Origin of the sequence: Pseudodesulfovibrio piezophilus C1TLV30, from assembly GCF_000341895.1 — a bacterium.
GTDB lineage: Bacteria > Desulfobacterota > Desulfovibrionia > Desulfovibrionales > Desulfovibrionaceae > Pseudodesulfovibrio > Pseudodesulfovibrio piezophilus.
On record NC_020409.1, the window covers coordinates 1,818,821 to 1,831,029 of the forward strand.

General features: G+C 52.7%; 10 protein-coding genes. 5 read left to right on the forward strand and 5 right to left on the reverse strand.

Annotated features, from left to right (window positions below):
• Nucleotides 1–16: 16 nt before the first annotated feature.
• Entirely contained in the window at nucleotides 17–1,498 is a 1,482-nt protein-coding gene (locus tag BN4_RS08745; protein WP_231856596.1) for a two-component system sensor histidine kinase NtrB, read from the reverse strand.
• A 102-nt stretch (nucleotides 1,499–1,600) separates the two neighbouring features.
• Between BN4_RS08745 and rimO the strand changes: the two genes are divergently transcribed.
• Together rimO and BN4_RS08755 are read left to right on the forward strand one after the other, a co-directional pair.
• Entirely contained in the window at nucleotides 1,601–2,929 is a 1,329-nt protein-coding gene (rimO, locus tag BN4_RS08750; RefSeq protein ID WP_015415023.1) for a 30S ribosomal protein S12 methylthiotransferase RimO, read from the forward strand.
• 44 nt (nucleotides 2,930–2,973) lie between these two features.
• The gene (locus BN4_RS08755) at nucleotides 2,974–3,516 is read left to right on the forward strand and encodes a 3'-5' exonuclease (RefSeq protein ID WP_015415024.1); all 543 of its coding nucleotides are present in this window, start codon (nucleotides 2,974–2,976) and stop codon (nucleotides 3,514–3,516) included.
• Nucleotides 3,517–3,753: 237 nt separating this feature from the next.
• Here BN4_RS08755 and BN4_RS08760 read toward each other — a convergent pair whose 3' ends face one another.
• Nucleotides 3,754–6,576: an FAD-binding and (Fe-S)-binding domain-containing protein gene (locus tag BN4_RS08760; RefSeq protein WP_015415025.1), complete on the reverse strand. Its 2,823-nt coding sequence runs from the start codon at nucleotides 6,574–6,576 to the stop codon at nucleotides 3,754–3,756.
• Nucleotides 6,577–6,786: 210 nt separating this feature from the next.
• Here BN4_RS08760 and cobM point away from each other — a divergent pair, with 210 nt between their 5' ends.
• From cobM to BN4_RS08775, 3 genes are all read left to right on the forward strand, one after another.
• Entirely contained in the window at nucleotides 6,787–7,557 is a 771-nt protein-coding gene (cobM, locus tag BN4_RS08765; RefSeq protein ID WP_015415026.1) for a precorrin-4 C(11)-methyltransferase, read from the forward strand.
• An 88-nt stretch (nucleotides 7,558–7,645) separates the two neighbouring features.
• On the forward strand, nucleotides 7,646–8,536 hold the full coding sequence (locus tag BN4_RS08770) for a transporter substrate-binding domain-containing protein (protein WP_015415027.1): 891 nt from the start codon (nucleotides 7,646–7,648) through the stop codon (nucleotides 8,534–8,536).
• A gap of 29 nt (nucleotides 8,537–8,565) precedes the next feature.
• Nucleotides 8,566–8,961, forward strand: a complete 396-nt coding sequence (locus BN4_RS08775) for a secondary thiamine-phosphate synthase enzyme YjbQ (RefSeq protein ID WP_015415028.1) — start codon at nucleotides 8,566–8,568, stop codon at nucleotides 8,959–8,961.
• Between the two features lie 2 nt (nucleotides 8,962–8,963).
• Here the strand turns inward: BN4_RS08775 and BN4_RS08780 are convergent, their stop codons facing one another.
• The 3 genes from BN4_RS08780 to truA all read right to left on the reverse strand — a co-directional run bounded on the left by BN4_RS08780 (nucleotide 8,964) and on the right by truA (nucleotide 12,137).
• Nucleotides 8,964–9,878: a mechanosensitive ion channel family protein gene (locus BN4_RS08780; RefSeq protein WP_015415029.1), complete on the reverse strand. Its 915-nt coding sequence runs from the start codon at nucleotides 9,876–9,878 to the stop codon at nucleotides 8,964–8,966.
• Nucleotides 9,879–9,979: 101 nt separating this feature from the next.
• Nucleotides 9,980–10,879, reverse strand: coding sequence for a hypothetical protein (locus BN4_RS08785; RefSeq protein WP_015415030.1), 900 nt, complete (start codon nucleotides 10,877–10,879; stop codon nucleotides 9,980–9,982).
• A gap of 505 nt (nucleotides 10,880–11,384) precedes the next feature.
• Nucleotides 11,385–12,137, reverse strand: coding sequence for a tRNA pseudouridine(38-40) synthase TruA (gene truA / locus BN4_RS08795; RefSeq protein WP_015415031.1), 753 nt, complete (start codon nucleotides 12,135–12,137; stop codon nucleotides 11,385–11,387).
• Nucleotides 12,138–12,209: the final 72 nt, after the last annotated feature.

The following is a 12,209-nucleotide window of genomic DNA, read 5'->3' on the forward strand; positions in this document are numbered from 1 at the left end:
GGTCAGGGGCATTTCATTACTCGGACTCGTCCTCTTCCGCAACCGCAAGAAGAGGCGGAAGATAGAGAGTGACCTTGGTCCCCACTCCTTCCTTGCTCGTGAGTTCCACGTTGCCGCCAATCTCGTCGACGATCTTTCGAGTCTGGGCGAGGCCAAGCCCCGACCCTTTCCCTCTGGTAGAAAAAAACGGACTGAAAATCTTCTCCCGAATATCCAGAGGAATGCCGTGCCCTGTATCCTCGACCGTCAGCACAACATAATCCGTTGTCATAGCCGTGGTCACCAGCAATTTGCCTCCACTTCCCATGGCCTCCAAACTATTTTTAACCAGATTGATAAGGCACTGCTTGATCAGGTCCGGGTTGGCTTTGACCTTGGCTGCTGTCTCATCAAGATCGATCGTCGCAGTTACATCCTGATTCTGACACGGCAGACTCATGACATTCATGGTCGTGGTCACCAGTTCATTCAAATCGACCTCAGCGACCTGGGCTTCTGTCGGTCTGGTAAAATTCATCAGGCTTTTCAGAATCGTATCAAGCCGTTTGGATTCATCCAAAATGATAGAAAGCTTTTCCCGTGCCTTTTCATCTATACTCTCGGACCGGATCAATGAATTGGCAAAACCGCTGATGGTAAAGAGGGGATTCCTGATCTCATGCGCCATATAGGTGGAAAGTTCCCCGATGGAAGCAAGCTTCTCAGCCTGCTGAAGACGATGTTCCATGGATGTTCGTTGTGTAATGTCACGCCTGATCGCGACCACATGGTTCACTGCCCCATCCTCATCAAAGATCGGATAGGTGTAAATACGGAAATACTGCATCCGGCCGTCACTATCCACCGCATTGGTCACGGTTTCCGCCGGTTCGCCTGTTTTCAATGTTCGGGCAAAGGGGTCTTTCTCATATTCACATTCCGGGGAGTCCACCCCGGAAAAAATGGAACAATAGTTCCGGCCCATGAGCGTTTTTTTCGAGGCCTTCATACGGTCCAGAACAGTCTTGTTGGCATCATGGACCCGCCCTTCCCTATCAAGGAAGAGAATCTCCTGATCAAGCTGATCAATAATCGTTTTGAGCATATTCTGTGTATGTAGCAGGTCAACCTTGCATGCCACCCACATCTTATCCGAGGTCAAGAGCTTGATAAAAAAGCTGGCAGCATCTTTCTCCACCAGGGTGACGCTGGGAGACAGATAATTGCGTAATTCATGGACAAGGGCATTGCGCCCGGTCGCCTCGATGACCATATTGATCTCAGGGTGACTATCCAGCATGGCCCGATAGCTCGCATAAGTAGGGATGGCATCTGCGTCATCCTGCAACTCAGGAAGGACGCTCTGTCCCGGAAGCGCAGCGGCGACTACTCCTATCTCCCTGAGAGCTTCAACATTACTCTGCTCCTTGAACATCTGCCAGAATGTCAGTAGAGCCGGTATATCGCCGATGACGCCAATAATGTATCGTTTATCGCGATTCAGTTCTGAAGACAGCAATTTGACCTCCTGTCCGAACGTGGTGCACTCTTTTTTCGCCGCGCAAAACATGGGCGAGTAACCAGTTTAATACATTGAGACGAACATTTCAAAGGAAATGACATGAATCAAATGTCCGATTTCGTGATAAAAGTACATACGGTCAGTCTTGGCTGCCCCAAAAACAGAGTCGACACCGAACGATTGCTCGGCACCCTCGGGCAGGCCATGGTCCCGGTTGAATCCATTGCCGAGGCAGACCTCACCGTCATCAACACATGCGGCTTCATCCAACCCGCTGTGGAAGAATCCGTCAATACGATCCTTGATGCAATCCGCGAAGTTGCCGAATCCGCAGAAACATCAAATAAAACTCCTCTGATAGCGGTTGCGGGATGTCTTGTCAGCCGCTACGGACAGGATCTCAAGGATGAACTCCCTGAAGTGGACCTCTGGCTGAACACGGAGGAAATCGGCCTCTGGCCCGAGAGAGTCTCCCGTGCTTTCGATGCGCCCATGGAGACTGACACGCCCAGGAGACTTTCCACCGCACCAAGCTATGCCTACCTCAAAATCAGTGAAGGATGTTCACACAACTGTCATTTCTGTACCATCCCGTCCATTCGCGGTCCGCACACAAGCTGGCCCGTGGACGTCCTTGTCAGGGAAGCTGCCGAACTGGCGAAAGCCGTGCCGGAGATCATAGTGGTCGGCCAGGACTCCACCGCCTACGCATCGGACCTCGACAATGGAGACAACCTGCAACGCCTGGTTTCCGGCCTGGCAGCACTTTCTTCGCTCCAATGGCTCCGCATCATGTACCTGTACCCTGCCGGGTTGACGGAAAAACTTTTGCAATTCCTCAAAGACATCGGCGACCCCTTTCTTCCCTACTTCGACATCCCACTCCAGCACGCCCATCCGGACGTCCTTTCTTCCATGGGACGCCCTTTTGCCCGCAATCCGGAAAAAGTCATTGATCGCGTTCGTTCCTTCTTCCCGGATGCGGCCCTACGCACGACCTTCATCGTCGGCTACCCCGGAGAAACAGATGCCCACTTCGATCACCTCATGCGTTTTGCCGAAAAGACCCGCTTCCACCATCTCGGCGTCTTTCCCTACTGGGCCGAAGACGGCACACCGGCAGCCGCCATGGACAATCAGGTGGATGATGCCGTCAAACACTATCGACGCGACGCCCTCATGGAACTGCAAGGCGACATCAGCGAAGAGATTCTGGAGCAGTATGTTGGCGAGACCCTTCCCGTCCTTATCGAACGCCCTTCACCGGAATGGCCAGGTCTCTATCTCGGCCGTACATGGTTTCAGGCTCCGGAAGTCGATGGAGTCACCTATGTCAGTGCACCACCGGACAGCGAACTGACCCTTGGCTCCATCGTCAATGTGGGAATTGAAAAAGCTGACACCTATGATCTTTCAGGGTTGGTCTAAACCGTTTCAATGCTCCGCTCATCGCTTCACCCACAAGGAAAGTCATGCCCTCAACAATAGACAATACCCGCTTTGTCGCCATTGATTTTGAAACAGCCGATTCCAAACGCGACAGTGCCTGCGCTGTCGGGCTTGTGGTCGTCGAAAATGGCGAAATAGTGGCCCGCGAATATCGCCTCATTCGACCACCCCGAAAAAAATTCAACCCCTACTGCGTCCGCGTCCATGGCATTTACTGGGAAGATGTCTGTGATCAACCGACCTTCGGCTCTCTCTGGCCTGAACTGGAACCCGTCTTTCACGGTGCGGATTTCATCGTGGCGCACAATGCCTCCTTCGATAAATCCGTCCTCCATACATGTTGCCGTGATACGGGTTGGGATGCCCCACACCAGCCTTTTCTCTGTACAGTCCAGCTTTCGCGCAAGACATGGGAACTGCCCTCCAACAAGCTCCCCAGGGTTTGTGAGCATCTCGGCATTTCCCTGGACCACCACCATGCGGCATCGGATGCAGAGGCCTGTGCCCTCATCGCCGTGAGCGGCCTGCGCGAAAACCCGGCCTTTCTAAAAAAGGTTCTCCCGTAAGAGCCACAGGCAAAGCTGCCATGATGCCCGCAGCTTGCATCGCTTTTCACAGTACAGTGGCTTACAAGAATCCCCCTGAAAACATCTCTGTTTTCAGGGGGATTCTTGTTAAAGGCCCACTCTGTTTCAAAAATGCCGCAGGCTGACCAGGATTTCCAAAGGGGGCGTGCCCTTTGACCACCGGAGGTTAAATCATCCGACAATCCCGCAACGACGGCTCCTCCAATGAATTCCCTGCTACGCCTTGGGCCAACTGGCTTCATCAAGCAGGAACATAATGTTTTTATACGGTACCTTACCGTGCAGAGAGAGACCTATTTCACATGTCCGAGACGTCGAGTACCCGACGGTACATCCCTCGAGTTGCTCAGAAAGGCGATTCAGAGCCGCCTCGTTCAGTTCAGGATAGTTGAAACCACGGTCTCCCGCAAATCCACAGCAGTAGATATCGTCCGGCACCACGACTTCGCGGGCGCAACGCCGGGCGAGATCAGCCATGGTATCTGCAAGCCCCATCTTGCGCGAGGAGCAGGTCACATGCAGGGCAACACGCTTATTCACCGGTGTCAATTCCAACTTATCGAGCAGATGAGTCAAGGCAAACTGAATCGGCTCCATCAAGGTCAATCCCTTGATGTGCTCCTGCATCCGGTACAGACAAGGGCTGGTGTCACAAAGAATGGGATACTTTCCATCCTCGCTGGCTGCACGCAAAGCAACCTCAAGTTCGGCCAATTTCTTGTCGGCCTGTTCCATGAACCCTTTGCTCTCCCACGGCTGACCGCAACAAAGCGTATTCATCTTGTCTGGATAAATGACTTCGTATCCTGCTTTGGTCAGGATGCTGAGGGTATGATCCCGCAATTCGGTCTTATCCGGGTCATGTTTTTCCACCCCCATATGTCGGGCGACACAACTGGGGAAATAGACAACTTTGAGCGCACTCCGAGGCGTTTCAGGATGCGTGCCTTGCTGCACGACACGCGGCATGGAAGTATTCCAGCGAGGGATATGTTTGCCGGAGTAGGTATGCAAAGCTCCGGTCACTGTATCCATGACCTTGTCTCCAAGCACATCATGAGCCACACCAGCAAGCTTGAGGTCCACTTCAATGAACCGGGTCGTAGGCCCAAATCCTTTGGCCGCCAGTGAGGCAACTGCTTTTTCCCATGTACCACGAGCCCATGAACGGTACACCTTGATAAATTTACCTGTGTCGATGGAAACCGGGCACCGCAGAGCGCACAACCCATCAGCGGCGCAGGTGGCCTCTCCCTCGTAGTCGAAGCTCTTCTTGAACTGCTCAAGGGCATCCGGGAAGTCGGTCCCTTCTGCCTGGACTCGGGAAAGCTCCCGATACGTCACGATACGTTGACGCGGAGTCAGCGTCAGCTCCCTTGACGGACATGTCGGTTCGCAGAATCCACACTCGATGCAACGGTCGATAATGTCATGGGCCACTGGCAGCGGCTTGAGATCCTTGAGGTGTGCTTCCGGGTCTTCATTGAGAATGACGCCGGGGTTGAGCAATCCCTTGGGGTCAAAAAGCTCCTTGATATCTTCCATGAGTTTATAAGCATCGCGCCCCCATTCCAACTCCACAAAGTGAGCCATGTTGCGCCCGGTGCCGTGTTCCGCCTTGAGCGACCCTTTGTATTTGTTGGCCACCATGTCAGTGACATCATCCATGAAGGTCGCGTAACGGTCGATTTCCTTCTGAACATTGAAATCCTGAGTAAACACGAAGTGCAGGTTTCCCTCCAGGGCATGGCCGAAGATAATTGCATTATCATACCCGTTTTTCTTGAACAGAGCCTGCAGATCAAGGGTCGCTTCTGCCAGTTTTTCAGTGGGGAAAGCCACATCTTCAATGATGACGGTCGTCCCGGCCTTGCGCACGGCTCCAACAGCAGGGAACAACCCACGCCGGACATTCCACAGCACGTTGAATTCAGCGGGTATGGCCGTAAACTCATGAGGGATTACTGCCGGGAGTTCCTTGACTGCCCCGAGAATGGCATCGATCTTCTGTTGCAATTCCGCTTCAGAGGCAGCACGGACCTCCACAAGCAGAGCACTAGCTTCGGGCGCGAGCGATGCGAGCCCCTCGGGCATGCCGTCCTTGTCCTGAACCGAGGCCAGGGATGCCCGGTCCATAAGCTCGGCAGCGGCGACTTTCTCCTTGCGGCAGATGTGGGCGGCCTGACAGGCTGACTCGATATTCGGAAAACGCATCAGGGCAGAGGCCTTGTGCGGGTGTTCAACCACGGTGCGATAGACGACCTTGGAAATGAAAGCGAGCGTCCCTTCGGAACCGACCAGCAAATGCTGCAGGATATCGAAAGGATCTTCAAAATCCACGATGGCGTTGAGGCTGTAGCCGGTGGTATTCTTGATCTTGAACTTCTTGCGAATGAGTGAGGCCAGAGATTCATCCTCGATCACCCGTTCCCTTAAGCAGGCCAGCCCCTCCAATAAAGCTCCATGCGTCTGGGCAAAACATTTTCGACTCTGGGGATCCCCTGTATCAAGAATGGTCCCGTCCGCCATGACAATACGCATTGAATCAAGAGTCTTGTAGGAGTTTTCCGCCACGCCGCAGCACATCCCAGAGGCATTGTTCGCCACGATACCACCAATCTTGCAGGTATCGATACTCGCAGGATCAGGTCCGATCTTCTTGCCATGAGGAGCCAATATCCGGTTGGCATGACTCCCGATGATGCCGGGATCTAGGGCTATCTTCGTTGCATCATCCAGAATTTCGAAATTCCGCCATTCCTCACTCATGCGAATAAGGATGGAATCGCTGATGGCCTGACCGGACAAGGATGTTCCGGCCGCACGAAAAGTCACCGCCACCCCATGCCGATCGATAATTCTGAGAAGCTGGACAATCTCGTCCTCACAGTCGGTATCGACCACAATTTTCGGGATCAACCGATAAAAACTGGCATCCGTGCCATAGGCCATGGTGCGTAGCGCATCGGTGTATATCCGCTCTTCAGGGATAATGGTCTTGAACTCCTCATAGATACTATCATATGGTGCAGATAACATGCGAACTCCTTTTTTGAGACTCCCCCGGTCGAGTCAACCGCCGCCGGGATTCACACCGTAGCACATGACAAACCTAGGAAACAATACTACTTTATAAAAAGACAGCAACAATTCTGCGGCTTGGCTTTCCCCTCTTCGCCGTGTATCGTTCATGACTTGATCCCCTGCTCTCTGGCAGAAAAAAACATCAGGAAAGAAAACAACGCAACCATGCACGATTCCAAAGTCTATTTCATAGGAGCCGGCCCAGGTGACCCGGAACTCATTACGGTCAAGGGGCAGCGGCTGATCGCTGAGGCCGACCTTGTTCTCTATGCGGGCTCGTTGGTCCCTCAAGCCGTGGTCGCCGGAGCCGGCAAAAACGCCCGCGTGGTTGATTCAGCTCCCCTCAACCTCGAGGAAACCCACGCTGTGATGATGGAAACCCTGGCTTCGGGGGGGGGAGTCGCTCGCGTGCATACAGGCGATCCATCTCTCTACGGAGCCATTCGAGAACAAATGGCTCTTCTCGATCGCGATGGGATCACCTACTCGGTGATCCCCGGCGTCACAGCCGGTTTTGCAGCTGCGGCTGCGGCCTGCCGTTCATTCACCATCCCGGAAGTGACACAGACACTCATTTTCACTCGGCTGGCCGGAAGGACCCCCGTACCCGAGGCCGAGAATCTTCGTGCTTTGGCAGCACATGGGGCCGCCATGTGCATCTATCTTTCCGCCGGAGACCCGGAGGGTCTCCAACATGAATTGGAAAAGGGAGGACTGTCACCACAGACAGCCATTGCCATGGCATACAGAGTTGGCTGGCCAGAGGAACGTCTCATCCTGACAGAACTGGGGGCATTGGCCCAAACTGCCAGAGAAAATGAATTGACCCGACAGACCGTTTTTCTGGTCCTGCCCGGACAGGGGAAGCTGGATGCTGGAGAAGCCAGGTCGCTTCTGTACGACGCGGGATTCGAACATGGATACAGAAAACCCTGAGCGATATTCAACAACAAGGCGAGGCCATGCCGCACAGTTGCGCTAATCGGCATATCAGTACACAACGTGACACGATAATGATGACGATATGAAACTGAAATTGATCATGCCCCGTTTTCTCTTGTTCTGTATGCTCCTCCAGTTGCTGCCAGCAATGGGAAGAGCCGCACCCACGCCTCTGGAGGAATACCGGGAGCACGGTGTTACCATTGTCAGCAGCCCCGAATTTCAACCCATTTATTTTCGAAACAATGAAGGCAAACCCGTCGGGCTTCTCGTTGACTACTGGAAAAAATGGTCTGAAAAAACAGGCATTCCTGTCCGTTTCAAGGCTGCTCCCTGGAAAGAAACAATGGAAATGGTCATCAAAGGCCAGGCCGACATCCACGCCGGACTTGTGAATATGCCTGAACGACGTGCCCTGCTCGACTTCTCCGATCCCATCATGCCGGTCACCACCATGCTGATAGTCAAAGGGGAAGATAGTCACATCAGTAAAAAGCGCATCTATGCAGGGGGAACAGTCGGCGTTATCAGCAAATCACATCCTGTCACTTTTTTTCGAAACATCTATCCTTCAGTCAAACTCCACATTTTCGACAACCACAAGCAACTCATGGATGCTCTTGCCGAGGACAGGCTTGATGCCATTGTCATGGACTACCCCTCGTTCAGATTTCAAAATGCCAAGCGGGAAACACCAATTCAAGCAGGCATCAGTGATATCCTGACCACTGTTCTTTTGCACGCAGGGGTGGGAAAAGGAAACGAAACCCTGCTCTGGATCATCAACGACGGCTTCTCAAAAATCAAGGACAGCGAACGGGAGCGACTCAAAAGCAGATGGTTCATCACGGAAGTTCACGGCCATGACTGGCCGACCATTCTGGCCTGGGCAAGTGCGATTGCATGCGCCATGGGGATCGCTCTGTTTTTCCTTTTTCAAATAAAGCCAGGCCATACGCTGCAAAAGAAATAAACGACATCAACGTCCCGCAGGAGAATCCCATGGAACAAATCCATATCACAACCCATGTCCATGAAGAAATGATTGATATCACGGGGACAGTCAGAACTCTCCTCAAGACAGAAGGGTGGAAGGACGGAGCGCTGCTCCTGTACTGCCCACACACCACCGGAGCCATCACCGTCAATGAAGGCGCAGACCCTGACGTGGTCAGGGATATCACGGTGAACTTGCGAAAACTGATACCGCACCATGGCGATTATCTTCACGCTGAAGGCAATTCCGATGCCCACATCAAGTCGAGCCTGTTTGGCTGCGATCAACTCGTCATTGTCGAGGGCGGTAAAATCAGGCTTGGGACATGGCAAAAAATTTATTTCTGTGAATTTGACGGCCCACGAACTCGCTCTCTCTGGGTCCAATTCCTGCCGTCATGATCTCATGAAGCGGACGAATCTGTCGGAAAGGTACGCCCTTGTCGGAAGTCCACGTATGATGTGTGTGCCGTGATACCGTTTTCCCTGAACTGCCGGATCAGATTGATAGCAATATCACTCTTGAGATTCCAGGCCTCTGCCGGGGAATCGGCCCAGGCCGCCACCCAGCAGACCACACTCTCCTTATCCATGCGCATCACCCAGAACTGAGGCGGCTCCTGCTCATTGTGATGCTCACTTTCGCGTGCAACCCGAATGGCGATCTCACTGACTTCATCCAAATCAGCTTCGTAGGACACGGAAAATTCGAGATAAGCCCACAGCAAAGTATCGTTGAGCGTCAGATTGATGAATTCCTTGTTCAACATGCGGCTGTTCGGGATGACATACCGTTTCCAATCCCATGTCTTGATCTTGGTATGAGTAATGGAAATATCCTCGACCGTGCCGTACTGCGAATCCATCATCAGGGTATCACCAACCCGAAGCTGTTTTGAAAAACTGATAACGATGCCGGAGATCATGTTTTCCACCAGGGGACGGGCCGCAATACCAATGACGGCCGTGGACACTGCGATGACAATGGAGAGCAGTGTGCTGGGCAGACGCCCGATAAAAGGAAGGATCAGAGCCAGAATCCACACCACGATAATACTGATAATCAGGGTTCTTCTGATAATGGTGAAGCGGGATTTAACTCCCTTGATCATCTGGCGCTGTTCCTGGCGCTCTTCCTTGTCGCTCAACACCTCGGTCGGCATGGCAGCGGTGGTTTCCGGCTCTCTGACCAAGGCGCTGATACGGGAGACCCGGCTGTCCTTGAACGAAGTGACACGAGAATGAAGCCAAAAATAAACGATAATGGCGACAAGGGTGACACCACCAAGATACCCGATGAGATTCAAATCAGCAAACATGACTGTTCCTTTTGTGCTTAGGACTGCCCCTGTCTGCCATAAATGGGATGAGAAAGAAACCGCCTGACATACCGGTCCTGAAATGAGGCAACGAGCCTCTCCTATTCCATCTTGACGAGGATTTCCTTTAGCAGATTCTCAAGCACCCCGGCCCGATGATAGACATCAGATGGGAATTTCCCTCGAACCCAATGAATCTTCCTCGGCGACCTCGCCCCCATGGTATGCCCATGCAGGAAGTCAAGCTCCGAAACCAATAACGACGCGATATCATACACATCACTTGGGACGATGGTATCGCTTCTTTTCGTCCAACTCCTCAATTTGAGCATGGACAGACCCCGTTTCTGGCTGATTTCGAAAATCAAAGAATAGGCCTTGATCAAGCGTTTATAGACATCAACCGGCCTTTTCCCCAGCGGAACATCTGTTGGCGGGGGTGGTGGAGCCTTGTTCTCCAGAGTTCCCAAAATGGAATCCGCATAATCCACGGCCACGGTCACCTGTCGGAACACGTCCGATGGTGAAAATTTCTGATCCAACATCAGGTTGACCTGTCGATTGATATGCACCACCAACTGAAAAACATCCGTTGGCGTCCGGGTGGAATCCACATCCGGGATATTGGTACTAAAGGGAAAACTCAGATGAGATTCGATACTATTGACCATTTCCCGCACATCATTGATCAGCATATAGACATTCTCGGGCAGAATCAGTCCTTCGGGCGGCGTTGGCAGGGGCCGGCTATGCAGGGTCAATTCAAAATTGAGCCGGTTCACTTTTTCAAAAAGCGTCATGGCCTGAAAATACACCTCATGCGGCGAGACATTCTCTACCTGGGGTTCTTCCCTTTCCACCACCGGTCGCCCCATGGCCCATCGCAAGTGCTCAATTTCCTGCCCCACGGCGGAAACAAGCCGATAGACATCCGCCGAACTCTCCCCGGCCGCCAAGGCTGGAGGAGAAACCGTGCACAGACAGAGCAGAGCAAGCGTCACGCAAAAAAATGAATTTGAAGGAATACGTATACCCTCTCAATTTTACCACCGCTATCCAGCACATCTCCCCAGGCAGGACACCTCTCCCGAGAGGTCCATCGCCCGGAATCTTCCCGGTCTGCAACGTCTCCAAGACGTCACACAAAGCCAGCGTGAACCTACACTTTCACGATGCTGGAGACAAGACCATGTGCGAATTTATAAGGGATGACAGTAGAATTTATAAAAGGTCGAGAATTAGACCGGAGGGATGGGAGGAAGCTGCCACGGCGATTCCCGTTCTTTTTCCTGCTCGCGCTTTTCGCAATGAATGCAAACCCAACAATCACGAGGTGTAAAGTGGCACCGCAAGCTGTTTTGATAACGATGATATGTTTTTTCACCACAATATTTACAGTATCTATATTTGAGAATACTCATGCTCAACCCTTGTTTCTTCAATAGAATAGCAGTCATACCACAGTCGGGAATCCAGATGTCACCGGAATGTGACAAAACGGCAAATTTATTTTTCCGAAGAATAAAGGACCGAGGCAAGTGACAACCCCTGTGGCGGTGCTGTGGCTGGAGCTGCCATGCGATTTCTTCCCTTGAGCAGCCCTCGCACTTCTTGAGGAGTAATCCTGCCCCGCCCGCATGCCACAAGACAGCCCACAATATTGCGCACCATTTGCTTGAGAAACCCGTTTGCCTCGAACCGCCAGACTGTTTCATGTTCGGACAAACCGGTACGGAAGGAAATATCGGACACGGTCCGCACTGTAGACTTGACCGGGGTTCCCACATTTTGGAATGCGGCAAAATCATGTTCACCCAGCAGAGCATCGGCTCCGGCAAGCATGAGAGAATAATCGACCGAGCCGCACGCCCAGACAAACCTGCGTCGCTGCGGAAGACAGAACTCCCGCGTATGCCAAAGGACATATTCGTAAATTTTTCCGGTAGCCGAATAACGGGCATGAAACATCTCGGGAACCCGTGCGCTCTCAAGGACACGAATATCCGTTGGAAGCATGGAGTTCAAAGCGCGTTGCCAGGGAATATCCGCGCGTTCTGGGGGACAGTCGAAATGGCAGACCTGCCCCATGGCATGGACACCGGAATCGGTTCGCCCCGAGCCATGGACTCGTGGGGAATGGCCCAGGATGCGGCCAAGCGCCTTCTCCAAATCGCCTTGGACAGTCCTGTCGTGCGGTTGGAGTTGCCATCCTGAAAAATCGGTGCCGTCATAGGCAAGGGTCAGTCGAATACGGGTCAAGGGTCTCTCTCATGAATAGAGTACTGTGAAATCGAGCGCCCTGGGTTATCTCCTGTCGCAGTCAAAGTTCGC

Coding starts and splice junctions, on each gene's coding strand:
- rimO (WP_015415023.1), top strand. CDS start 1,601: ATGAATCAAATGTCCGATTTCGTGATAAAAGTACATACGGTCAGTCTT.
- BN4_RS08755 (WP_015415024.1), top strand. CDS start 2,974: ATGCCCTCAACAATAGACAATACCCGCTTTGTCGCCATTGATTTTGAA.
- BN4_RS08760 (WP_015415025.1), bottom strand. CDS start 6,576: ATGTTATCTGCACCATATGATAGTATCTATGAGGAGTTCAAGACCATT.
- cobM (WP_015415026.1), top strand. CDS start 6,787: ATGCACGATTCCAAAGTCTATTTCATAGGAGCCGGCCCAGGTGACCCG.
- BN4_RS08770 (WP_015415027.1), top strand. CDS start 7,646: ATGAAACTGAAATTGATCATGCCCCGTTTTCTCTTGTTCTGTATGCTC.
- BN4_RS08775 (WP_015415028.1), top strand. CDS start 8,566: ATGGAACAAATCCATATCACAACCCATGTCCATGAAGAAATGATTGAT.
- BN4_RS08780 (WP_015415029.1), bottom strand. CDS start 9,878: ATGTTTGCTGATTTGAATCTCATCGGGTATCTTGGTGGTGTCACCCTT.